The sequence below is a fragment of the Sphingopyxis sp. SE2 genome, from assembly GCF_032227185.1.
Lineage (GTDB): Bacteria > Pseudomonadota > Alphaproteobacteria > Sphingomonadales > Sphingomonadaceae > Sphingopyxis.
In genome coordinates this window covers 2,624,044-2,645,173 of record NZ_JAPMXW010000001.1, presented here as the reverse complement: position 1 = coordinate 2,645,173, position 21,130 = coordinate 2,624,044, and the positions used below count along the sequence as shown (strand labels likewise).

General features: G+C 66.0%; 24 protein-coding genes and 1 tRNA gene. 11 read left to right on the top strand and 14 right to left on the bottom strand.

The genetic code is table 11. The annotated features are described in order from the left end of the window. Positions 1–46: 46 nt before the first annotated feature. From OVY29_RS12560 to crtY, 6 genes are read right to left on the bottom strand one after another with little or no spacing between them, the layout of a single operon-like run. Positions 47–565, bottom strand: a complete 519-nt coding sequence (locus OVY29_RS12560) for an AAA family ATPase (protein WP_037557661.1) — start codon at positions 563–565, stop codon at positions 47–49. Between the two features lie 4 nt (positions 566–569). After that, positions 570–1,130, bottom strand: a complete 561-nt coding sequence (gene pnuC, locus OVY29_RS12555) for a nicotinamide riboside transporter PnuC (protein WP_313911522.1) — start codon at positions 1,128–1,130, stop codon at positions 570–572. Continuing rightward, positions 1,127–2,086: a phytoene/squalene synthase family protein gene (locus tag OVY29_RS12550; protein ID WP_037557662.1), complete on the bottom strand. Its 960-nt coding sequence runs from the start codon at positions 2,084–2,086 to the stop codon at positions 1,127–1,129. Before OVY29_RS12550 ends, pnuC begins: the two co-directional genes overlap by 4 nt. Next, positions 2,086–2,667, bottom strand: coding sequence for a TIGR00730 family Rossman fold protein (locus tag OVY29_RS12545; protein WP_313911521.1), 582 nt, complete (start codon positions 2,665–2,667; stop codon positions 2,086–2,088). The genes OVY29_RS12550 and OVY29_RS12545 overlap by 1 nt, the downstream gene beginning before the upstream one ends. Further along, the gene (locus OVY29_RS12540) at positions 2,664–4,142 is read right to left on the bottom strand and encodes a phytoene desaturase (protein ID WP_313911520.1); all 1,479 of its coding nucleotides are present in this window, start codon (positions 4,140–4,142) and stop codon (positions 2,664–2,666) included. The genes OVY29_RS12545 and OVY29_RS12540 overlap by 4 nt, the downstream gene beginning before the upstream one ends. After that, complete coding sequence (gene crtY, locus OVY29_RS12535) at positions 4,139–5,296, bottom strand: lycopene beta-cyclase CrtY (RefSeq protein ID WP_313911519.1); 1,158 nt, start codon at positions 5,294–5,296, stop codon at positions 4,139–4,141. Before crtY ends, OVY29_RS12540 begins: the two co-directional genes overlap by 4 nt. 74 nt (positions 5,297–5,370) lie before the next feature. Here crtY and OVY29_RS12530 point away from each other — a divergent pair, with 74 nt between their 5' ends. Further along, the gene (locus tag OVY29_RS12530; RefSeq protein WP_037557666.1) at positions 5,371–6,129 is read left to right on the top strand and encodes a sterol desaturase family protein; all 759 of its coding nucleotides are present in this window, start codon (positions 5,371–5,373) and stop codon (positions 6,127–6,129) included. Continuing rightward, complete coding sequence (locus tag OVY29_RS12525) at positions 6,074–6,484, top strand: DUF2141 domain-containing protein (RefSeq protein ID WP_313911518.1); 411 nt, start codon at positions 6,074–6,076, stop codon at positions 6,482–6,484. The genes OVY29_RS12530 and OVY29_RS12525 overlap by 56 nt, the downstream gene beginning before the upstream one ends. 425 nt (positions 6,485–6,909) lie before the next feature. On the opposite strand, the gene OVY29_RS12520 is transcribed toward OVY29_RS12525, so the two are convergent. After that, entirely contained in the window at positions 6,910–8,442 is a 1,533-nt protein-coding gene (locus OVY29_RS12520; RefSeq protein ID WP_313911517.1) for a class I adenylate-forming enzyme family protein, read from the bottom strand. 87 nt (positions 8,443–8,529) lie between these two features. Here OVY29_RS12520 and OVY29_RS12515 point away from each other — a divergent pair, with 87 nt between their 5' ends. From OVY29_RS12515 to OVY29_RS12500, 4 genes are all read left to right on the top strand, one after another. Beyond that, positions 8,530–9,243, top strand: coding sequence for a response regulator transcription factor (locus OVY29_RS12515; RefSeq protein ID WP_313911516.1), 714 nt, complete (start codon positions 8,530–8,532; stop codon positions 9,241–9,243). Between the two features lie 307 nt (positions 9,244–9,550). Further along, a complete protein-coding gene (locus OVY29_RS12510) occupies positions 9,551–11,083 on the top strand; it encodes an acyl-CoA synthetase (RefSeq protein WP_313911515.1) in 1,533 nt (510 codons plus the stop codon). A 2-nt stretch (positions 11,084–11,085) separates the two neighbouring features. After that, on the top strand, positions 11,086–11,694 hold the full coding sequence (locus tag OVY29_RS12505; RefSeq protein WP_037557669.1) for a 2-hydroxychromene-2-carboxylate isomerase: 609 nt from the start codon (positions 11,086–11,088) through the stop codon (positions 11,692–11,694). Between the two features lie 14 nt (positions 11,695–11,708). Further along, the gene (locus tag OVY29_RS12500; protein ID WP_313911514.1) at positions 11,709–12,512 is read left to right on the top strand and encodes a crotonase/enoyl-CoA hydratase family protein; all 804 of its coding nucleotides are present in this window, start codon (positions 11,709–11,711) and stop codon (positions 12,510–12,512) included. On the opposite strand, the gene OVY29_RS12495 is transcribed toward OVY29_RS12500, so the two are convergent. From OVY29_RS12495 to OVY29_RS12470, 6 genes are all read right to left on the bottom strand, one after another. Then, positions 12,509–13,198: an ATP12 family chaperone protein gene (locus OVY29_RS12495; protein ID WP_037557671.1), complete on the bottom strand. Its 690-nt coding sequence runs from the start codon at positions 13,196–13,198 to the stop codon at positions 12,509–12,511. The genes OVY29_RS12500 and OVY29_RS12495 overlap by 4 nt on opposite strands. Continuing rightward, positions 13,195–13,431, bottom strand: coding sequence for a hypothetical protein (locus tag OVY29_RS12490; RefSeq protein ID WP_037557672.1), 237 nt, complete (start codon positions 13,429–13,431; stop codon positions 13,195–13,197). The genes OVY29_RS12495 and OVY29_RS12490 overlap by 4 nt, the downstream gene beginning before the upstream one ends. Next, a complete protein-coding gene (locus tag OVY29_RS12485) occupies positions 13,428–14,048 on the bottom strand; it encodes an FMN-binding negative transcriptional regulator (protein ID WP_037557673.1) in 621 nt (206 codons plus the stop codon). Before OVY29_RS12485 ends, OVY29_RS12490 begins: the two co-directional genes overlap by 4 nt. After that, positions 14,048–15,250, bottom strand: a complete 1,203-nt coding sequence (locus tag OVY29_RS12480) for an RluA family pseudouridine synthase (RefSeq protein ID WP_037557674.1) — start codon at positions 15,248–15,250, stop codon at positions 14,048–14,050. Before OVY29_RS12480 ends, OVY29_RS12485 begins: the two co-directional genes overlap by 1 nt. Continuing rightward, complete coding sequence (crcB, locus tag OVY29_RS12475) at positions 15,247–15,627, bottom strand: fluoride efflux transporter CrcB (RefSeq protein WP_037557675.1); 381 nt, start codon at positions 15,625–15,627, stop codon at positions 15,247–15,249. The genes OVY29_RS12480 and crcB overlap by 4 nt, the downstream gene beginning before the upstream one ends. 62 nt (positions 15,628–15,689) lie before the next feature. After that, entirely contained in the window at positions 15,690–16,223 is a 534-nt protein-coding gene (locus tag OVY29_RS12470; protein WP_313911513.1) for a thermonuclease family protein, read from the bottom strand. 467 nt (positions 16,224–16,690) lie between these two features. On the opposite strand from OVY29_RS12470, the gene OVY29_RS12465 reads away from it, so the two are divergent. The 5 genes from OVY29_RS12465 (at position 16,691) to OVY29_RS12445 (ending at position 20,817) form a co-directional block, all read left to right on the top strand. Next, the gene (locus OVY29_RS12465; protein ID WP_313911512.1) at positions 16,691–17,548 is read left to right on the top strand and encodes a winged helix DNA-binding protein; all 858 of its coding nucleotides are present in this window, start codon (positions 16,691–16,693) and stop codon (positions 17,546–17,548) included. Between the two features lie 38 nt (positions 17,549–17,586). Continuing rightward, a complete protein-coding gene (locus OVY29_RS12460) occupies positions 17,587–18,099 on the top strand; it encodes a hypothetical protein (RefSeq protein ID WP_313911511.1) in 513 nt (170 codons plus the stop codon). Positions 18,100–18,174: 75 nt separating this feature from the next. Further along, positions 18,175–19,146, top strand: coding sequence for a magnesium and cobalt transport protein CorA (locus tag OVY29_RS12455; protein ID WP_313911510.1), 972 nt, complete (start codon positions 18,175–18,177; stop codon positions 19,144–19,146). Positions 19,147–19,220: 74 nt separating this feature from the next. Further along, a tRNA-Val gene (locus OVY29_RS12450) sits at positions 19,221–19,296 on the top strand. A gap of 63 nt (positions 19,297–19,359) precedes the next feature. Further along, positions 19,360–20,817, top strand: coding sequence for an amidohydrolase family protein (locus OVY29_RS12445; RefSeq protein ID WP_313911509.1), 1,458 nt, complete (start codon positions 19,360–19,362; stop codon positions 20,815–20,817). Here the strand turns inward: OVY29_RS12445 and OVY29_RS12440 are convergent. After that, entirely contained in the window at positions 20,814–21,089 is a 276-nt protein-coding gene (locus OVY29_RS12440) for a CBU_0592 family membrane protein (protein ID WP_037557678.1), read from the bottom strand. The two genes, OVY29_RS12445 and OVY29_RS12440, sit on opposite strands and share 4 nt — an antisense overlap. Between the last annotated feature and the right edge of the window lie 41 nt (positions 21,090–21,130).

The window sequence follows — 21,130 nt, the reverse complement described above, 5'->3', positions numbered from 1 at the left end:
GCGTTGCTTTAGCCGTGCGGCGCGGCTGCGACAATGAAGATAGCGGCTAGCCCAGCCCGGCCGCCTCGATCGCCGCCAGCGCACTCTCGACCCGCGCATCGCCTTCGCCCTCGACCCACGCCCATCGAAGCCGGCGCCGGTCGAGTTCGCCGATCGCGACCTCCATGAATTGCGCGCGCGCCAGGACGCTGCCGAACAGGCGCGTGCCATCCTCTTGCCAGGGCAGGTCCATCGCGGGGACGAGATAGAGATCGGCGACCGCGTCCCACAGGTCGATTTCGGGCAGGCGGCGGCCGAGCAGCATGATCGCCCACGCTTGCGTCATCAGCGGATCGGTGTCCGATATCAGCCATTCGGGCTTTTGCGCGAGCGCGGCCTCGGTCGCCGCGCGATGCCCGTCGAAGATCGCGAGCAGGTCGACCTCGTCGAGGTCGATGCCGTTGGCTTCGGCGTAGGTGCGGCCATATTCGGGGACGACCAGGCCGCCGAGCCGCAAGGCGAGACGCGGGGCGAGCGTCGATTTGCCGGTGCTTTCGGCGCCGTGGAGGCAGATATGGCGCGTCACAGCGCTACCCGGCCCGTCGCGCGGCGCGGCGCCACTGGATCAGCCCGTCGATCGACAGACCGAGCAGCACGACATAAACCGCGCTCGTCGCGTAGAGGCCGCGCGAGGCGAAGAGCGGAATGGCGATCAGATCGACGAGGATCCAGAGGAACCAGCTTTCGACGCGGCGCCGCGCGAGCAGCCATTGCGCGGTGATGCTGAGCATTGCGATCGCGCCGTCGATCCATGGCGCGACGGCGTCGGTATATCGGTCCATCGCAAAGCTCCAACCGGCCCAGGCGGCGATCGTCGCCAGCGCCCAGCCCCGGCGGGCGCGGCCGGTCATCCAGCGTACTGGCACGCCGCTCTCGTCGCGCGCACGCGTCCACGCCGCCCAGCCGTAAAGGTTGAGCGCGAAGAAAAAGCCTTGGAGCAGCATATCGCTGTACAGCTTCGCTTCGAAGAAGACGAAGGCGTAGAGCGTCACCGCGACGAGCGCGAAGGGATAGTTCCATACGCTCCGCAGCGCGACGAGCGCGACGTTGACGAGGACCAGCGCCGCCGCGAGCCCCTCGATCGGGCTCATGCCGACGGTTCGCGGCGCGGACGCATCCACAGCCCCTCGCGGCTGATCCGCCGCTGCGGCGGCCGGCGCAGCACCGACCAGCCGGCGCGCGCGATCCAGCCGAGCTTGGCGAGCAGGCTCGATGCCGCGCGATGATCCCACGCATGGTCGCCGCGGCGCCGTACCTCGCGCGCGATGTCGCCATAGATTCCCGCGGCCGCGAGCACCGCCCAGCGACTGCGCGGGGGCAGCTTGCGTGCGCCCCAGCGCCCCGACGCCTCATATTCCCCGGCCATCTCGGCGAGCCATTTGGCCATCACCGACAGGCGTGGGCGAAAGGCCGGGTGCATGTGCTGCCCCGGCGGGATGTCGAGTTCGACCATCCATTCGACGGGCAGATAACAGCGGTCGGCGGCGGCATCCTCGGCGACGTCGCGCGCGATATTGGCGAGCTGGAAAGCGATGCCGAGGTCGGAGGCGCGATCGAGCGTCGTTTCGTCTTGCGCGTCGATCCCCATGACCAGCGCCATCGCGACCCCCACCGCGCCCGCGACATGATAGGCGTAGCGCAGCAGGTCGTCCTCGCTGCGCGGGCGCCAGTCCTTTGCGTCGAGCTCGAACCCCGCGATGATGTCCTCGATCACCGCGCGCGGGATGGCGACCTCGGTGAGCAGGAAGCCGAGCGCGTCGAAGGCGGCCTCGCCGGTCGGCTCGCCGGCAAAGGCCTTGTCGGTCTGCGCGCGGATATGCGCGACGGCGGCGGCGGGGTCGTGGTCCGGCTTCATCGTGCCGCCATGATCCTGTCCGTCGGTCAGATCGTCGGCGGCGCGGCACCAGGCATAGAGCAGCCACACGCGCTCGCGCGTGATCCGGTCGAACAGCTGGCTCGCCAGGGCAAAGCTTTTCGATCCGCGCGCGATGCTGTCGTGCGCGAAACCGTGGAGGGCGTGTGCGTCATAGACCCCCTCCTCGGTCATCAGAGGTTTTCGGCCTTCATCGCGAAGATCGTCTTGTGCGGCACATAGGCCGCCATTTTGTCCAGCAGCTCGTCGAGCCCGGCGTCGACGATCATGATCCCGGCGTGCGCGGGGCGGATGAAGCCGACCTCGATCATATGGCGGTTGAACGCGATCAGGTCGTTATAGAAGCCCGCGGCGTTGAGCAGCCCGACGGGCTTCGCATGATAGCCGAGCTGCGCCCAGCTGATCGCTTCCCATAGCTCATCCATCGTGCCGACGCCGCCGGGGATGGTAAGGAAGCCGTCGGAGAGGTCGGTGAACATCTTCTTGCGCTCGTGCATGCCGCTGACGACATGGAGTTCGGTGACGCCGCGATGCGCGACTTCGGCGCCGACGAGCGCGTCGGGAATGATTCCGATCACTTCGCCGCCGGCTTCCAATGCGCTGTCGGCGACCGCGCCCATCAGCCCGAGCCGGCCGCCGCCATAGACGACGCCGATCCCCCGCTCGGCCAGCGTGCGCCCGACGTGGCGCGCGGTTTCGATATAGATCGGATCTTCGGGGGTCGCGGACCCGCAATAGACGGCAAGGCGCTTCATATATCTTCCAACATCAAACGGGCGGTCGCCTTGGCGCTGCCGACCACCCCCGGAATACCCGCGCCCGGATGCGTCCCCGCGCCGACGAAGTAAAGATTCGAAATCACGTCGTCGCGATTATGCGCGCGGAACCAAGCGCTTTGCCACAGCACCGGTTCCAGACTGAATGCGCTGCCGAGGTGCGCCGACAGGTCGCGGCCGAAATCGGCGGGCGTATAGTGGAAGCGCGTGACGAGGTTGGCGCAGAGGCCCGGTGCGACGCGGCGCTCGACCTCGTCGAGGATCGCGTCGGCGAACTGCTCGCCGAAATCGCCGTCCCAGTCGGCCCGCGCCTTGCCGAGATGCGCGACGGGGGCGAGCGCATAGAAGGTCGAGTGTCCCGGAGGTGCCATGCCCGGGTCGGTGACGCTCGGATGGTGGAGATAGAGCGAGAAATCGTCAGGCACTTTGCCGCCGTAAATGTCGTCGAGCAGCCCCTTGTAGCGCGGCCCGAACAAGATGCTGTGGTGCGCGACGCCGGGATAGCTGCCCTTCACCCCGAAATGGACGACGAAGAGCGAGGGCGACCAGCGTTTGCGCGCCAGGCTCTTTGCGGCCCTCTTCCCGCGCCGATGACCGCCGAGCAAGTCGCGGTAGCTGTGCATCAAGTCGGCGTTGGTCGCGACCATGTCGGCCTCGCATTGCCAGCCGCTTTGCGTCGTCACGCCGGTCGCGCGGTCGCTGGCCGTGTCGATTTTCGCCACCGGATCGTCGAGGCGCAGCACCCCTCCCAGCCGCTCGAACAGGCGCACCATGCCGCGCACCAGCGCATTGGTGCCGCCGCGCGCGAACCAGACGCCGCCCTCCTTTTCGATCGTGTGGATCAGCGCGTAGATGGCGCTCGTCGTCATCGGATTGCCGCCGACGAGCAACGTATGGAAGGAGAGCGCCTGCCGCAGCCGCTCGTCGCGCACATAGGAGGAGACGATCGCATAGACGCTGCGCCACGCCCGATATTTCATCAGCGCCGGCGCCGCCCGGACCATCGAAGCGAAGTCGAGAAAGGCGACCGCGCCGAGCTTCACATAGCCCTGTTCATACACCCCCTTCGAATATTCGAGAAAGCGGTCGTAGCCGGCGACATCGGCGGGATGGAGCTTCGCGATCTCCTCGCGCAGCGCCGCTTCGTCGTTCGAATAGTCGAAATTCGTGCCGTCGGGCCAGTTGAGGCGGTAGAAGGGCGTGACGGGGACGAGCTCGACGTCCTGCCCCATATTCTGCCCGCTGAGTGCCCAGAGTTCTTCGAGGCACGGCGGGTCGGTGATGACGGTCGGCCCCGCATCGAAGGTGAAACCGTCGCGCTGCCAGTGATAGGCGCGCCCGCCGGCTTTGTCGCGCGCCTCGACGATCGTCGTCGCGACGCCCGCCGATTGCAGCCGGATCGCGAGCGCGAGCCCGCCGAACCCCGCGCCGATAACGATCGCGCGGCGGGTCATCGCCAGTCGAACTTCGCCAGCGCGGCAACCGCGCGACCGACGGGAACCGGCGGCTTGCCGGCGAGCAGTCGCAGCTTGTCGCCCGTCGTCGAGCGACCCGCATAGAAGCGCGCGATCAGCCGCGGCGACAGGCGATAGAAACGCTCGAAGACGCGGAAACGCGTCTCGGGCTCGGCCGCGCGGAACAGCATCGCGCCGAGCATCCGGTAGAAACGCTGGCGCCGCCACGCCGCCGCCGCGCGGCCGCGCAGGACGGCGGCAAGGTCGGACCGGTCGACGAGCGCGGGCAGCACCGATGCGGTGCGCACCGCGTCAGGCAGCGAATAGCCGGTCGTCGCGTGGAACAGGCCGGCGCGCACGCCGATCCGCGCGGTGCGGTCGGACGCCGGCCACAGCCGCTCGAAATCGCCCGCGACGACCACGGGCAGCACGCCGTTTTCCTCGCGCGTGGTCGCCTTGACCTTCCAGCCTTGCGCCGCGGCATAGGCGGCGATGCGTTCGCGCACCGCCCCCACATCGAGGTCGGCGTCGTCGCCGTAATAAGTGTCCTCGACGAACACAGTCTCGGCATCGAAGGGCAGCAGATAGACGAAACGATAGCCGTCCAGCTGCTCGACGGCCGCGTCCATCACGACCGGATGGTCGACGCCATGCCCGCCCTTCACCGTCAGCGCCTGTCCGACGAATTTCTGCCAGCCGCAGTCGAGCCCCGGAAATTTGCCCGCGCCGCGTGCATCGATGACATGCTTCGCCGACAATCGCCCGCCGCGCGCCAGCAGCAGATGGTCGGGCGCGACATGCTTCGCCTTGTCGGCGATGATGTGCCCCTCGGGCAGCGCCGCCGCGACCGCTTCGGCGAGCGCTTCGCCGGTGATGCTCTTGTACCCCATGCGCAGCCTGCGCTCGTGCCCGGGAAAGCGGACGCCGTAGCGCGGCCAGTGATGGCGCACGAGCGGCGCGACGAGCCAGCGATCCTTCTTTGCGATGTCGCTGTCGAAAAAGGACCAGATGTGATTGCCGCCGACCGGTCCCGGTTCGACCAGCCGCACGTCGAGGTCGGGCCGCTTCGCCGCGAGCGCGAGCGCCGCAAGGCCGCCGGCGAGCCCGCCGCCGACGATCGCGATGTCGCATCTATCGATGTTCTGCCCCGCCATCCCTCCGCCTTAGCCACCCGAACGCGCGGGCGCAAAGCCATTGCAACGCGGCGGCGAGCGGCTAGCCTTGCGCCATGACCGGCTGGGCGATCCTTTTTTCCGTGCTCGCGATGACCGCGATCGTCGGCGTGCGCTATCTGATCACCAGCGGCGCCTTCGCCTTCGCGACGAAGTGGAGGCACCCCGGCCTGTATCGCGGGCTCGAACCGCAGATGAAGCGCGAGATTGGCTGGAGCCTCGCGAGCGCCGCCATTTACGGGGTTCCGGCGGGCATCGTCGCCTGGGGCTGGCAGGAACATGGCTGGACGCGCATCTATACCGACGTCCACGCTTTTCCGCTCTGGTATCTGCCCGTCAGCCTGCTTGCCTATCTGCTGCTCCACGATAGCTGGTTTTACTGGACGCACCGCTGGATGCACCGCCCGGCGCTGTTCCGCGCCGCGCATGCGGTCCATCATGCGAGCCGCCCGCCCACCGCGTGGGCGGCGATGAGCTTCCATCCGCTTGAGGCGATCACCGGTGCCATCGTCATTCCGGGGCTCGTCTTTCTGGTCCCCATCCACGTCGCGATGCTCGGCCTCGTGCTTGCGATCATGACGGTGATGGGGGTCGGCAACCATATGGGGTGGGAGATGTTTCCGCGCGCGCTTGTTCATGGACCCGCAGGGAAATGGCTGATAACCGCAACGCACCATCAGGCGCATCATGCGGCTTACCGGGGGAATTATGGCCTTTATTTCCGCTTTTGGGACAAGGCGTGCGGCACGGATATCGGGCTTGGCTCTTTTGCCCGCGCTGCTGACCGCCGTGAGCCCGCCGCCGCCGACGGTTGAGGTCAGCGTCACGGGTCTGCGCAGCGCGAAGGGGCAGGTCCTCGTCTGCCTGACCACGAACCGCAGGGCCTTTCCCGATTGCAGCAAGGATGCGGGCTCGGTGCGCATGGCGGTGAAGGCGGCCGACGCGGAAAATTTCGCCATCCATGCACCCGCCGCCGGAACCTATGCGATCGCGGTCGTGCATGACGAGAACAGCAACAACAAGCTCGACACTGCCATCTTCCTGCCGAAGGAAGGCTTCGGCTTTTCGCGCAACCCGACGATCACCGTCGGGCCGCCCAGCTTCAAATCGGCCAGCTTCGCGGTCGCGGGCGACATGCGCCAGTCGATCAGGATGAAATATATGCTGTGAGGGCGTACGCGGTGGTTTTGGTGTGGTGAGCGGACGTTCCCCACTTCCGTCATCCCGGACTTGATCGGGGATCCATCCTCTGGCGCTGGCTAGAATGGACCCCGGAACAAGTCGTACGAGTCACGTGCCTCGTACGAGGATGACGGGGAAAGAAACATCCTCCTCATGCCGCAGGTATGGGAAGGGGGAGCGAGCGGGGTAAAAGCAACGCGCTGGGCGCGTTGCTTCCCGCGAGGCGCCTAGGCGATGGTGGAGGGGCGGCAACTTCGCGCCAATAGCCCCTCCGTCAGCGCTGCGCCGAAGGCGCAGTTTATCCTGAGCGCCTGCAAGGCAGTCGAAGGGCGCTGCCACCTCCCCATGGCTTCGCCACAGGGAGGATCAATGGGCAACTATCGGTCGCTTTCAGACCTTTCCTCACCCGCGATTCACCCGGCGTAGGCATCGCGCAGTTCGCGTTTCAGCACCTTGCCGATCGGGCTGCGGGGTAGTTCCTCGACTCGGGTAATTGCGCTCAGCCGCTGCGTTTTGCCGACCTTGGCGTTGCAATCGGCGCGCACGCTTTCGGCATCGGCGCCGGGTTTCAGCACGACGAACGCCACCGGCGTTTCGCCCCACTCCTCGCTTGGCATCCCGACGACCGCCGCCTCGACCACGCGATCGTCGGCGATCAATATCGCCTCGAGATCGCTCGGGAAGATGTTGAAGCCGCCCGAAATGATCATGTCCTTCGCGCGGTCCATCAGCGTCAGAAAGCCGTCTTCGTCGATCCGTCCGATGTCGCCGTGGCGATAGAAGAGATTTCCTTCGCCATCGTACCAGTGCATCGCCTTGGTCGCGTCGGGGCGGTTGTTGTATCCGGTCATCATCGCGGGGCTGCGGCCGACGACTTCGCCGACCGATCCTTGCGGCAATTCGTTGCCGTCCTCGTCTATCACCTTGGCGATATGCCCGGGCGCGGGCTTGCCGACGGTGTGCAGCTTGTCGGGGAATTGATGCGCCTCGAGGATGAAGGCCGCGCCGCCCTCGGTCATGCCGTAAATCTCGACGAGCCCGCCGGGCCAGCGTTTCAGCACATCTGCCTTGAGCGCCGCGGGAAAGGGCGCCGAGGTGCAATATTTCATCACGAAGCTGGAGAGGTCGAAGCGGTCGAAATCGTCGAGTGCCATGATGCGGCGATATTGCACCGGCACGAGCATGGTGTTCGTCGCGCGTTCGCGCTCCGCCAGTTCGAGGAAGCCGCGCGCGTCGAATTTCTTCATCAGGACGACTTGCCCGCCCGACCCGACGGTGGGCATGAAGCTCGCCATGGTCGTGTTCGAATAGAGCGGTGTCGACAGGATCGTCACCGCATTGGGCCCATAGGCGGGGGCGCCGCGGATGATATGCTGCCAGCGCATCGCGTGGCTGTGGACGATGCCCTTCGGCGTTCCGGTGGTCCCCGACGAATAGATGATGTTGAACCCGTCGCCCGGCTGGATGTCGACCGGCACCGGCTTCACGCCCGCGGGCGAGAGCCAGGTATCGATCGGCGTGCCCGCGTCGCTGCCGTCCATCGCGATCAGGTCGCTCGCGGTGATGACATGGCCTTCGAGGCTCGCCTTTGCCGCGCTGTCGAGGAACAGGTGGCGCGCGCCGGTGTCGGCGATCATCGCCGCCATCTGCTCGCCGGTCGCGCTGTTGGTGACGAGCCCCGCGACGCCGCCTGCGCGCAAGGTGCCGAGGATCACCGTCATCTGCTCGACGCTGTTGAGCCCGGCAATGGCGGTGCGGTCGCCTTTCGCGAATCCATCCTGTTGCAGTCGCGCGGCGATTCGGTCGGTCAATTGATCCAGTTCGGACCAGCTCAGCCGCCGCAACGGGTCGGCAGCCGCTACGGCATCGGGACGCTCCGCGGCATGGGCACGGACAAGGTCGGGCAGGGTGGCGAAGTCGCCGTCAAGCATTTCGATACTGGTCATGCCTATGGGTTAGCACAGCCGAAAGGCGGTGCAATGCCGGCGGGGCGGCGGGGCGACAAGATGTTGCGTCGACGACGGGGGAGACGGATGGCACCATCGGGGATTGCGGAGGCCGGCGACAGGAAATTGCTCGTCGCCGTCTATCATCCGCAGCCGGATCGGGCCCATGCGCTGATAACGGCGATCGGTGCCGCCGGCCTTGCGGTGCAACTGCTCCCGCAGCATGTCGACGGGCTGCGCGCCTGGGTCGACAGCTGTTTCGACCTGCTTCTCGTCAATCCGTTTCTGGGTTGGCAGGAACCGTCCGAATTTGTCCGGCTGGCGCGATCGATCGCGGGACGGCGGCCGCTGCTCGTCGTATCGGATCGCGACGCGCTGGGTGACCGGATGACGGCGCTGTCCGCGGGCGCCGACGATGCGGCCGGATGGACGAACAATCTCCCCGAGCTGCTCGCGCGCATCGCCGGCCTGCTCTGGCGCAGCCGCATCGCGGCGGGGCAACTCGGCGAGGGCGAGCTTCGCATCGACCTGATCGACCGCCGCGTCGAGCGCGCGGGGCGGCTCATCCGCCTGCCGCTGCGCGAGTTCGACCTGCTCGCCAATCTTGCGCGCGTTCCCGACCGCCCGGTGTCGCGCGATGCGTTGCTCCGTGCCGTGTGGCGGATCGATTTCGATCCTGGCACCAACCGGGTCGAGGTGCATATGTCGCGGCTGCGCGCCAAGGTCGACCGCGGGTTCGACTGGCCGATGCTGCACACGGTGAAAGGGCGTGGCTATACGCTGCGCTCGCGGCCCGATTAATCCTCCCTGTCGCGCAGCGATGGGGAGGTGGCAGCGCCCTTCGACTGCCTTGCAGGCGCTCAGGATAAACTGCGCCTTCGGCGCAGCGCTGACGGAGGGGCGGCAACGTCGCGTCCGGCCCTCCGTCAGCCTCTTCGAGGCTGCCACCTCCCCACGCCTCCGGCACAGGGAGGATCGACGATTTGACCGACGTGCCGTTCGGATTTGCCCTTCTTGACGTCACGAGCCCCAGCTTGCTTGACCAAAAGTTTCAGGTTGCTACTCATCTTCGACATAAAGAAACCAGTGATTCCGGAGATGATGCCCGATGCACCCCTCAGTCCACGCCCGCGCCAACCCCGACAAGCCCGCGATCATCGTCGCGGAGACGGGCGAGGCGGTCAGCTATGGCGAACTCGACGCGGCGTCGAACCGCGCCGCGCAGCTCTTTCGCTCACACGGGCTGGGGCATGAGGATGTCGTCGCCTTCATGCTTGACAACACGCCGCATTATTATGGCCTCACCTGGGGGGCGCAGCGCGCGGGGCTGCGCTATGTGTGCATCTCGTCGCGGCTGACGCAGGACGAAACCGACTATATCCTCGAAAATTCGGGCGCGAAGATACTCGTCGTGTCGGCTAGCCTCGCCGCCGCGGCACAGCAGCTCACCACCGGAATCAAGCGTTTCGCGATGGGCGGCGACATTCCCGGTTACGAAAGCTGGGAGGATGCCGTCGCGGCGATGCCCGCGACTCCCGTTGCCGACGAGCGCGCCGGGGTCGATATGCTCTATTCGTCGGGCACCACCGGGCGGCCCAAGGGCGTGCGCGTGCCGCTGCCCGAGGATCCGGCGATCGACGCGGTCAACAGCCTCGTCATGCTCGCGTCGGCGGTGTTCCAGATCAATTCGGACAGCATCTATCTCTCGCCCGCGCCGCTCTATCACGCCGCGCCCTTGCGCTGGTCGATGACGATCCACCGCCTCGGCGGCACCGTCGTCCTGATGAAGAAATTCGATCCCGAGGCGGCGCTGTCGCACATCGAAAAATATCGCGTGAATTCGAGCCAGTGGGTGCCGACGCATTTCGTGCGGATGCTCAAACTGCCGGGCGATGTTCGCACCCGCTACGACACATCCTCATTGAAGGTCGCGATCCACGCCGCGGCGCCGTGTCCGGTGCCGGTCAAGCAGGCGATGATCGACTGGTGGGGGCCGGTGCTCTTCGAATATTATGCCGGGTCCGAAGGCAATGGCATGACCTTCATCTCCAGCCCCGACTGGCTGACGCACAAGGGCAGCGTCGGCCGCCCGATCCTCGGCACCGTGCACATCATGGGCGAGGACAACGAGACCGAGCTCGGTCCCGACGAGGAAGGCGCGGTTTTCTTCGAAAGCGAAAATGTCTTCGAATATCATGGGGATAATGAGAAGACGGCTTCGAGCCGCAACTCCCGGGGCTGGTCGACTTTGGGCGATGTGGGCAAAGTTGATGAAGATGGCTTCCTCTACCTCACCGACCGCAAGAGCTTCATGATCATCTCGGGCGGCGTGAACATCTATCCGCAGGAGATCGAGAACCACCTCGTCACCCACCCCAAGGTCGCCGACGTCGCGGTCGTCGGCGGGCCGCACGACGAAATGGGCGAGGAAGTGATCGCGGTGATCCAGCCCGCGAATATGGCCGACGCGACCGAGGAATTGCGCGACGAACTGATCGCCTATGCCCGCGAGAAATTGTCGGGGGTGAAGATCCCGCGCCGCATCGACTTCCTCGAAGCGCTGCCGCGCCACGATACGGGCAAGCTCTACAAGCGCCTGCTCCGCGACCAATATTGGGAAAAGGCGAAGGCCGAGGCCTGAGCATGACCCCGCGCGTCGAATTTTTCTTCGATCTGTCGAGCCCGTGGACCTGCCTCGCGTTCCACAATCTGCCGGGCGTGCTCGAACGCACCGGCGCGACCGTGGTCTATCGGCCGATCCTCGTCGGCGGGGTGTTCAATGCGGTCAATCCCGCCGTCTATGCGGCGCGCGAGCAGGCCGACAACCGGCGGTTGACGCATAGCTGGAAGGTGCTGAAGGACTGGGCGCGCCTTGCCGGGGTTCCAATGAATTTTCCGTCGCAGTGGCACCCTGCAAAAAGCATCGCTGCGATGCGTTTCTGCTCTGCGCTCGAGGAAGATCAGGCGGCGCTGGTGCGTTTTGTGCGGGGTGCCTTTGCAAGCTATTTCGACCGGCAGGAAAATCTCGACGACCCCGCCGTGCTGGCGGTGGTTGCCGACGCCGAGGGGCTGGACGGCGCTGCGCTCGCCGCAGCGGCGGGCAGCGACGCGGTCAAGGCGCGGCTGCGCGCGAACACCGATGAAGTCATCGCGCGCGGTGGCTATGGTTCGCCGACGATCTTCGTCGATGGGGACGACATGTATTTCGGCAACGACCAGCTTCCGCTCGTCGAGGCTGCATTGAAACGCTGAAAAAGGATTCTCCCGTGAAAGACCGTATTTCGATCACCATGCTCGATGGCGGGATCGCCGATGTCCGGTTGATCCGCGCCGACAAGATGAATGCGCTCGATCCCGCGATGTGGGAAGCGCTTGCCCAAGCGGTCGATGAATTGAAGGCGACTGCGGGCCTCCGCGTCGTCGTGCTGTCGGGCGAGGGGCGCGCTTTCTGCGCCGGACTCGACCTCTCCAGCCTCAGCAATGATCGCGATCCGGGTGCGAGCAGCGCGGGCGGCAGCCTTGCCGACCGGACCAAGGGCATCGCGAACAATGCCCAATATGCGGCGTGGGGCTGGCGCGAATTGCCGGTGCCGGTGATCGCGGCGGTGCATGGTGTCGCGTTCGGCGCGGGCAGCCAGATCATGGCTGCCGCCGACATTCGCATCGTCCACCCCGACACGCGCATCGCGATCATGGAAATGCGCTGGGGCCTTGTCCCCGACGTCGCGGGCATGGCGTTGTGGCGCACGCAGGTTGCCGACGATGTGCTGCGCGAGCTGATTTACACCAACCGTGAATTCAACGGGTCGGAAGCGAAGCTGCTTGGCTTTGCGACGCATGTGTCGGACGATCCGCTGGCGAAGGCGATGGAACTCGCCGAAGTGATCGCCGACAAGAATCCGCACGCGATCCGCGGCGCGAAGCGGCTCTGCAACATGCTCGGCCAGGCGAGCGACGCCGAAATATTGCAGGCCGAGAGCGACGAGCAGGTCAAGGTCATCCGCACGCCCAACCAGATGGAAGCGGTGATGGCCGGGATGCAGAAGCGAAAGCCGCATTTCGTCGACTAGAGCAGGGTCAAAAACCGCGCGGCATTGTCCCAGTTGCGCTTGTTCGCGGCGCGCACTTTCTGCGCTTCGCTGTCGGCGCCCCAGCGACGCTCCTGATACAGTTCGTCGAGGCTGACCGCATCCCACAGCGCGTCGGCGTCGAAGGCGTTCTCGACGAGCGCGAGGCCCGCGACGAGCGAGCCGCCGATCGTCACCAGCGGCGTCAGCGCGGTGATGCGCCATTGACCCTGCGCGAATGCCGCATCTTGCAGCGCGGCTACCGTTGCTTCGGGTTGATCGACGGGCAGCACGCCCTGCGTCAGCGTGAATTCGATGCCGTAGCGTTCTTCGGCCCAGGCGAGCAACGGGTTCCACGCCGCCGCCTGTTCGGCCTGCAGCGTCGCGTCGCGCGCGTCGCGGTAACAGAAAAGATCGCTCTCCGCATAGGCGGCGACCGGCGCGGCGAAGGCGGCGAGGTCGGGCGCGGCGAGGTCGATCGCGGCGTTGGTGAGCCCCGTCATCGGCATCGCCGCCGGATCGATCGTCTCTCCGACATCGCGCCATTCTGCGGCGATGGCTTCGGCGAGCGGGAAGCTCGCGACCGCCAGTGGCGCGCGCTGCGGCGTGCGCACCGGGCGCCCGTCGAGCGCGATGCCCCAGCCGCCATCCTCCTCGATGACGGCAACCTCTTTCCAGAAGCGTTTCACAGGTCTTTGGGCGACCGCCAGCGGCGCGCGAGCAGTAAGGGCATGACCGCAAAATCGAACGCGCCGACCAGCACGATCGCCGCGCCGATCCAGCGATCCGCCGGCTGGCCGGCGAAGGTGAAGCCGCCGCCGATCAAAATGAACCCGATCGCCACGAAAGCCGCGCCCATCAGGCGCATCAGGTTGAGTGCGAAAAAGCGTTTCTTGGCGAGTGCGTCGTCGGCCTGGCTCATGCGCCCTCCCTATCGCCGCCGAGGTGGCGCATCAACTCCGCGAGCGCGCCGTGGCCGGTCGCCTCGACCCCGGCAATGACGCGCGCGCGTTCGTCGGCGGACTTGTTCTGCGACAGCTTGATCGTCGGGCGCCAAGCGGTGATCCGCATCTCGAAGCCGGTGATCGCGCCGGTCATCTTGCCGAAGATCGCGGGATTCATCTTGGCGCGCGTCCACGGCGGGTTCGCCCCGACGCGTGCCTCATGCTGTGCCGATAGGGTATCGAGCTGCGCGACCAGCGCGATGTCGTCCAGCCTGCGGGCGACACCTTCCATCTCGATCGCGACATAATTCCAGGTCGGCACCTGGTCGGCTCCGGCATACCAGCTCGCACTCACATAGGCGTCGGGCCCCTGCACGACGGCGAGTGCACTCGCCCCGTCGAGATGGCGGGTGAGCGCGTTGCCGCGCGCGAGGTGGAATTGCAGCGTGGAGCGATCGTCGTTCAGCACCACCGGCGCGTGCGCGACGCGCGGGCCGTCGGGGGTGCTCGCGAAGATTGCGGCAAAGCCGATCTCGCGCACGAGCAGCTCGGCGAGGTCGTCCTGCTTCGGCCTGAAAGCGCTATTGGGGTGCATCAGCGCGGCCGCGCGGGACGCGACGGCGGTCTCTTGGTACCAGGCTTCTGCGCTGCGGGTTTGCCGGTCTTCGTCTTGGGTTTCGGCTTGCCGACATGATCGGTCGGCTTGCTCGTCGCGGTGCGTCCGCGCCTTTCGCCGCGCCGCGCCTTGCGGATTTGCTTACTGTGCGCTTTCGCAGCGGCTTTTGCCGCGGCTTTCGGCGCCGGACCCTTGGCGACATCGTCGATCCCGACCTCGCCGAGCAGCGGGTCGAAGCCGAGCGCGTCGAGGCTGGCCGCGAAATGCTCGGGCACCTCCGCGCTGATGTCGATCGCGCCGCCATCGGGATGGTCAATGCGCAGGCGGCGGCTGTGAAGGTGCATCTTGCGGCTGATCGTGCCGGTCAGGAAGGCGCCCTTGCCGCCATATTTGCCGTCGCCGACGATCGGATGGCCGATCGCCGCCATATGGACGCGCAGTTGGTGCGTGCGCCCGGTCAGCGGTTGCAGCTCGACCCACGCGGCGCTGTTCCCCGCGCGCTCGATCACGCGGTAGCGCGTTTTCGACGCGAGGCCGCTGTCGTGGACGTGCATCTTCTCGCCGCCCGATCCGGGCTGTTTGGCGAGCGGCAGGTCGATCTCGCCCTGTGCGATGTCGGGAACGCCGACGACGATCGCCCAATAGGTCTTCTTGGCGCTGCGGTTCGAAAAGCTCTTCGCGAAATAGGCGGCCGCTTTCGGCGTGCGCGCGATCAGCAACGCGCCCGACGTATCCTTGTCGAGCCGATGGACGAGCTTCGGCCGCACCGGCCCGTCATATTTGAGCGCGTCGAGCAGGCCGTCGACATGCTGCTCGGTCTTGGTGCCGCCCTGCGTCGCAAGGCCCGGTAGCTTGTTTATCACCAGCGCGCTCGCGTCGCGATGGATGAGCATCGATTCGGCGAGCTCGATATCAGCGTCGGTCAGCGGGCGCCCCTTGCGCGCCGGGCGTGCTTCGATCTCGGCGGGCGGGGTCGGCATGGCGAGCTTTTGCCCGGTTGCGATGCGATCCGAAACATCGGCCTTTTTCCCGTCGAGCGTCAACTGTCCCGAGCGCGCCCAGCGCGCGAGCAAAGCGTGCGGCGTTCCCGGTCGGTGGCGCTTGAACCAGCGGTCGAGACGGATGCCGTCATCCTCTTCGGCGATCGTCGCGCCGTCGAGTTTGGTGCCCCGCGCGCTCATGCCGGCATCTGCCGCATGACGAACAGGCCGAGCCCGCAGGCGAGGATGGCGCCGATCACCGACGCAAGCATATAGGCGGCCGCCTGAGCGATCTGACCGCGTTCGAAAAGCATCCAGAATTCCATGCTGAAGGAGGAAAAGGTGGTGAAGCCGCCGAGGATCCCGACGCCGACAAAAAGACGCGCGGTTTCGCCGCCGTCGCTGCCCCGCGCCAGCGCGCCGATCAACAGGCCCATCAGGAGGCTGCCGGCGATGTTGACCGAGAGCGTCCACCAGGGAAAACCGGGGCCGAGCCGCGCAAGCATCGCCTGCCCAACCAGATGGCGGGCGCCGGCGCCGATCGCGCCGCCGATCATGACGGGGAACAGGCTGTTCATGTCGCTCGCCCTAGCCGGAAACGGCGGCGAGGCATAGCGGGTGCGTCATGGTGCGCCCGATACTAGCTGTCGGGCGGCGCGAGCGCTTTCGCGGGGCCTTCGTGCGCTGCGCGCCAGTCGGCGGGCCGGACAAAATCGCCTTGCCAGATTCCCCGCCGCTTTGCCTGCGCTTCGGCCTCTTCGGCCATATAGGCGCCGCTGGTCGCGATCGCGCCGCCCAGCCTGACCATCTCGGCGCCCAGATCGATCCCGTCGGGAGGGGGCCCGGTGCGGCAGGCGGCGAGGATGCGGTCGTAATGATCCTTCGCCGCGACCTCGCAATGGAGTGGCCCTCGCCCCGCGAGCTTTTCGAGCATCCCGCGCGCCTCCCGGCCGCAGGGCCACCGGCTTGCGTCGGCGCGCGCGCAATCCTGCCGATATTCGGCCGCGTCGATCCCGGTCAGGCGGATGGTCAGCGTGCTGTCGTCATGCCGCACCGTCAGGCTGTCGCCGTCGATGATATGGACAAGCGGCACCGTCGTGACCGGTGCCGGCAACCAAACCCACGCCGCCAGCGCCAAGCCCGCGAGCAACAGCAACGCGACGAGCGAACGCAAGCGCCGCCGCCAGCGCAAACGGGTAAGGGGAGACGGAGCGCGGATCATGGTCCCCGAGTGCGCCCGCGGCTGCCGGATTGGCAAGTCCGAATAAGATATTGACGAGGAGAACAAATCATGTCCAAAATGGATCATTCCGTTCCAGCCGACATAGTGGCGACTCATGCTAATCGCGCGCTTGGGTCCGGATTGGCGGCAAACAGGAACGAACAAAAGGTGAATAGCGCCGGAATGACGACATAGTTACGCCAAGGTGGAGCGATGGAAACGGGGGCTGCAGCATGATGGATCAGAGGACGCAAATCGACTTCGACACGTCGGTTCTTCCGGATCGCGGTTTTCATTCGGGCGAGGTCTGGGCAGGGCCACAATCCAGGGGTTCGATCCCCCAAACTGTCGCGTCGCCGCTGTTGTTCGTCGGGACCCGCGCGGATTTGCCCGATATTGCCGTCCTCTCAGACATACGGGTGGCCGGAACGCTCGCGGCGTCGCAGGCGGCCAGCCATATCCGGCGGACCGATACGCTCGACATCATCTGGCTGATGGCAGCGGACGCGGTGGAGAGCGAGATGCTGGCCGATATTTGCGCGGCAGCGGGCGAGCAGGGATGCAACCTGATTTGCGAAACCTCTTTGTCGGGACTCGACCGAATTGTCGCGGCCATTCCCGCATCGATCGAGGTTCAGCTACTCATCGACGCCGATGCGGCCGACAAGCTCGTTGCGCTCGCCGCGGCACGACGCACGCGGTACGGGGTGGTCCATGATATCGCCCGCGACGACGCGATGGAGCGGATCGACCGGCTGCAGGAGGAAGTCGCGCGCATTTCCCGCCTTCTCGGCGACCTTGCGGGACAGCGGAGCGGTCTTCCCGGCACGCCGACCGGCTTCGTGCCATGGGACGCGGATTCGGCAGCGTCAGAGCAGGTTCGCGCACCGACGCGCGACTATGCGGCCATGCCGCGCAGCTTCATTCCCGAAGACCGGGCGCTCGACCGGCAGCGTGCGAAAGCGGTGCGGCGGATGCTGCGGCAGCGGCGGATGCGCGAGCAATATTTCCCCGCCGACCTGTTCGCTGATCCGGCGTGGGACATGTTGCTCGACCTTTACGCCGCGCGGCTCGAACGGCAGCCGGTGTCGGTGTCGAGCCTGTGCATCGCGGCCGCTGTTCCCGCGACGACGGCGCTGCGCTGGATCAAGACGATGACCGACGCGGGCCTCTTCGTGCGCGAAGCCGACCCCCACGATGGCCGCCGCATCTTCATCGCGCTGGCCGAGGGCGCTTTTGATGCGCTTGCCCGCTATTTCGAGGCACTCGACGAATAGCGATGGCCCGGTCGGGAGCGGGACGCTAGTCTCGGCTGATGAAGAACGAAGCCGAAGTGGTTGTGAACGACCGGATGCAAAAGGGCTATCGTTACACGCGCGCGGCGCCAATGGGGCGTGCGTTCGATCCCGATTTCGAGCCCGAACTCACCCCGGCGGAAATGCTGAGGCTGGGCGTGTTTTGCGGGAAATATATGACCGACTGTGCGGCCGAATTCCCTGCAAGCTGGTTCAAGGGGGCGAAGCTCGCGCCGCATGATCCCGATTGTTCGCTGAACTATTTCGGCGTTCGGGCGAGCGTGCCGCTCCGCGTCTGGATCGAAAAGGGCTGGATCCATCCCGACGATCCGCGGGGCTGGTTCCAATGGTATTGCCGCTATTATTCGGGGCGGCGCATGCCGGACGAAGATCGCCGGCAGATCGCGCGATGGCGTGCGTTCCGGCGTCATGCGGCGCAAGTGCGCAAGCATTGCGAGCCCGGCGATCCCTTTTGCCGCCCGAAGCAGCGCCAGGCGCTGCTCCAATGGGCGTATGACAGTCGCGATATCTAGTCCGGTCGAGGAGGTGATTTCCCTTGCCGCTCCCGCGCACTATGTAGACGCCGCACGCAAGGGAGTTTCCACCGAATGCCGATCATGGCCGCCCGCCTCTATCATGACGGCAAGCTCGTCCGCGATCTTGGCCCGGACGAGGCGATTCCCGATGATTGCGACACCGGCGATTTCTTCTGGCTCGGCCTCTACGAGCCGACCCCGGGCGAACTTGCCGGCATCGCCAAGCGGTTCGGCCTGCATCCGCTGGCGGTCGAGGACGCGCTGAAGGCGAACCAGTTGCCCAAGGTCGAAACCTATGGCGACCAGCTGTTCATCATTACCCGGACCGCCAATCTCGACGGCGATACGATCCAGCCGGGCGAAACCGCCTTTTTCATCGGCCCGCATTTCTTCGTCAGTGTCCGCCACGGATCGGCGCGGACGCACACCGATGTCCGGACGCGGCTTGAAAGCCTGCCGGCGAAGCTCGCGCACGGCCCCGATTATGTTCTCTATGCCGTGCTCGATTTCATCGTCGACGGCTATTTCCCGGTGATCGATGCGATCGAGGAACGGATGTTGGCGGTCGAGGACAGCGTGATGGACACCCCGCTCGACGCCAGCGAAATCCGCCATCTTTACAAACAAAGGCACGAGATCATCCGTTTTCAGCGGCTGGTCGGAATGATGAAAGAGGTTGCCGGCCGCCTGGCCACGGACGATGATCTACCCAATATCGACCCCGCGGTGCGTCCTTTCTATCGCGACGTCTGGGATCATGTGCAGCGCGCCGAATATCGCCTCAACGGGCTGCGCGACATTGCCGCGTCGGTCATCGAGACCAACGGCATGCTCGAACAGCAGCGTCAGGGCGTGATAACTCGCCAACTCGCCGCCTGGGCCGCGATCCTTGCGGTTCCGACCGCGATCGCGGGGATTTACGGCATGAATTTCGAACATATGCCGGAACTCGGCTGGACCTTTGGCTATCCGCTGATCGTCGGCGCGATGGGCGCGATCTGCCTCACGCTCTATTGGCGCTTCAAACATATCGGCTGGCTCTGACCGCGGGCGACCGATCGCTTGCCAGCGACGGCGGCTTGTGGCAGGGGCGCTCCTCCCCGATGGCGACATCCTGGGGGCGCTTAGCTCAGTTGGTAGAGCATCTCGTTTACACCGAGAGGGTCGGCGGTTCGAGCCCGTCAGCGCCCACCATCCTGCCCTTGTCGTGCGGGGCGCCGTGACGCTAAAGCCCTTTCCTGTTCGGAAAGGTCGCCCATGAAATATCTGATCGCCGCCCTCGTCTTGCCGCTGCTTGGCCTCGCGTCGCCCGTCGTCGCTGCACCAAAACACGGCGACGTGATCATCCGCCATGTCTCGATCGTCGACGTCGAGGCGGCGAAGATCGTAGCCGGGCAGGCCGTTGTGCTGAAAGGCGACGATATTGTCGCGGTGGGTGCCGATGGCGCGATTGCCAAAGATTGGCGCGCGGCGCGGACGGTCGAAGGCGAGGGGCGTTACCTGATCCCCGGCCTGTGGGACATGCACGTCCATTTCGGCGGCGGGCCCGAACTGATCGAAGAGAATAAGGCGCTGCTGCCGCTGTATGTCGCAAACGGCATCACCACGATCCGCGACTGTTCGGGGGACCTGCCCGAGCACGTGCTGGCATGGCGCGGCGAGATTGCGAGCGGCAGCCTGTTCGGCCCGCGCCTGCTGACCTCGGGGGCAAAGATCGAAGGGATCGCGCCGGTGTGGAAGGGCACGATCGAGGTCGGCAGCGAGGCCGATGTCGATGCGGCGCTCGACCGCCTGAAGAACCGCGACAAGGTCGATTTCGTCAAGATCACCGACAGCACGCTGAAACCCGAACTCTTCCTCTATGCGCTGCGGCAGGCGAAGATCCTCGGCCTCAAGACGTCGGGACACATCCCGATGGCGCTGACCGTCGATCAGGCGATCGACGCGGGGATCAGTTCGATCGAGCATCTCGACTATGCCTATAATGCCGGCGCGAAGGACGAAGCCGCGATCGCCGCCGATTTCGCCGCGAAGCACATCGACCGGGCCGAGGCGAACCGCCGGCTCGACGCGGGGTTCGACCGCGACACCGCGATGGCGGCCTATCGCCGCTTTGCGGCCAAGGATGTGTTCGTCACGCCGACGCTCAACGGCAGCCGGATCATCGCCTATCTCGACCGCGACGATCATTCGAAGGACGAGGGGCTCGCCTATATCGGGCCGAAGCTGCGCAAGACCTATGATTGGCGGATCGAGCGTGCGGCGAAGGCGGACGCGGCGGCGATCGCGGCACGGCACCAGCAGATCGAGGATGTGGCGACGATCCTGCCGATGCTCGCCGAAGCAGGGGTGCCGATCATTGCGGGAACCGACGCGGGCTTCCTCAACAGCTTCAACTATCCGGGCTTTGGCCTGCATGACGAGATCGAGCTTTTTACCGCGAAGGGACTGACTCCGGCGCAGGCGCTCGTATCGGCGACGCGGGCGGGGCCGGCGTGGTTCGGCTGGCTCGATCGCTATGGGGCGATCAAGCCTGGAATGGCGGCCGACCTCGTATTGCTCACCAGGAATCCGCTTGAGGACATTGCGGCGACGCGCGCCATCGACACGGTGGTGCTGCGCGGGATGGTCCAGGATCGCGCTGCGCTCGACAAGATGCTCGCCGACATGCGCGCGAAGGTCGCGACATGGAACGCCGAGGGGGCGGCGCGTTAAAGGATTGCGGCCCGCGCCGCCTGCCGTGCGCGCCAGACGCTCCACAGCGTGAACAGGCCCATCCCGGCCCAGATAACGTTGAGCACGGCCGATGGCAGCGCGCCGTTGTAGCCCGAATTGACGATGAAACCCCCCGCGCCGATCACGTTCATCCACTGATAGAAATAGCCGCGTGCTTCGAGCTTGCCGAGCGACAGCAGGATATAGGCGGCGAGGATGATCGCGGCGGCGGTCCAGCCGATCACCTCGATGACGATGACCTCCGCGTTCATGCGGTCCTTCTCCAAATGAAAACGCCCGCCCCGGCGAGGGG

Bases quoted from the DNA above. Each gene is read 5' to 3' on its own strand.
- pnuC (WP_313911522.1), bottom strand. From the start codon at position 1,130: ATGAGCCCGATCGAGGGGCTCGCGGCGGCGCTGGTCCTCGTCAACGTC.
- OVY29_RS12550 (WP_037557662.1), bottom strand. From the start codon at position 2,086: ATGACCGAGGAGGGGGTCTATGACGCACACGCCCTCCACGGTTTCGCG.
- OVY29_RS12545 (WP_313911521.1), bottom strand. From the start codon at position 2,667: ATGAAGCGCCTTGCCGTCTATTGCGGGTCCGCGACCCCCGAAGATCCG.
- OVY29_RS12540 (WP_313911520.1), bottom strand. From the start codon at position 4,142: ATGACCCGCCGCGCGATCGTTATCGGCGCGGGGTTCGGCGGGCTCGCG.
- crtY (WP_313911519.1), bottom strand. From the start codon at position 5,296: ATGGCGGGGCAGAACATCGATAGATGCGACATCGCGATCGTCGGCGGC.
- OVY29_RS12530 (WP_037557666.1), top strand. From the start codon at position 5,371: ATGACCGGCTGGGCGATCCTTTTTTCCGTGCTCGCGATGACCGCGATC.
- OVY29_RS12520 (WP_313911517.1), bottom strand. From the start codon at position 8,442: ATGACCAGTATCGAAATGCTTGACGGCGACTTCGCCACCCTGCCCGAC.
- OVY29_RS12515 (WP_313911516.1), top strand. From the start codon at position 8,530: ATGGCACCATCGGGGATTGCGGAGGCCGGCGACAGGAAATTGCTCGTC.
- OVY29_RS12510 (WP_313911515.1), top strand. From the start codon at position 9,551: ATGCACCCCTCAGTCCACGCCCGCGCCAACCCCGACAAGCCCGCGATC.
- OVY29_RS12505 (WP_037557669.1), top strand. From the start codon at position 11,086: ATGACCCCGCGCGTCGAATTTTTCTTCGATCTGTCGAGCCCGTGGACC.
- OVY29_RS12490 (WP_037557672.1), bottom strand. From the start codon at position 13,431: ATGAGCCAGGCCGACGACGCACTCGCCAAGAAACGCTTTTTCGCACTC.
- OVY29_RS12485 (WP_037557673.1), bottom strand. From the start codon at position 14,048: ATGCACCCCAATAGCGCTTTCAGGCCGAAGCAGGACGACCTCGCCGAG.
- OVY29_RS12480 (WP_037557674.1), bottom strand. From the start codon at position 15,250: ATGAGCGCGCGGGGCACCAAACTCGACGGCGCGACGATCGCCGAAGAG.
- crcB (WP_037557675.1), bottom strand. From the start codon at position 15,627: ATGAACAGCCTGTTCCCCGTCATGATCGGCGGCGCGATCGGCGCCGGC.
- OVY29_RS12460 (WP_313911511.1), top strand. From the start codon at position 17,587: ATGAAGAACGAAGCCGAAGTGGTTGTGAACGACCGGATGCAAAAGGGC.
- OVY29_RS12455 (WP_313911510.1), top strand. From the start codon at position 18,175: ATGCCGATCATGGCCGCCCGCCTCTATCATGACGGCAAGCTCGTCCGC.
- OVY29_RS12445 (WP_313911509.1), top strand. From the start codon at position 19,360: ATGAAATATCTGATCGCCGCCCTCGTCTTGCCGCTGCTTGGCCTCGCG.
- OVY29_RS12440 (WP_037557678.1), bottom strand. From the start codon at position 21,089: ATGAACGCGGAGGTCATCGTCATCGAGGTGATCGGCTGGACCGCCGCC.